At 66.4% G+C, this 283-nt stretch carries 1 protein-coding gene; it reads right to left on the reverse strand.

Going from position 1 to position 283, the window contains the following annotated elements; all coding sequences use genetic code 11:
• The coding region (locus PUR61_RS01225; RefSeq protein WP_329874703.1) for an MSCRAMM family protein at nucleotides 1–283 on the reverse strand (283 nt) is incomplete at both ends.

A 283-nucleotide genomic window follows, 5' to 3' on the forward strand; every position in this document is an offset into this window, starting at 1 on the left:
CACCTGCGTGTCCGGGTTCACCCCCGACGTCTGCAGACCCGGAACACCGTTCGTCTCCTCCCACAGATCGAACACACCACCCGCCAACGGCGCCGCCGTATTCGCATCCGTCTTCAACACCCGCACCTCACCCGTCACCGGGGGCTGCGGCAGATCAGCGGCCGTCACCTGCACACCGGCCGAAGCATTCGCCGGAGTCAGAACCAACGGACCGAACACCGGCGAAGCAGGCAACTGATACCCGGGCGGGGCAGCCGTCTCACGCCAGTAATACGTGCCGACC

This window comes from Streptomyces sp. BE20, from assembly GCF_036322525.1.
Taxonomy (GTDB): domain Bacteria; phylum Actinomycetota; class Actinomycetes; order Streptomycetales; family Streptomycetaceae; genus Kitasatospora.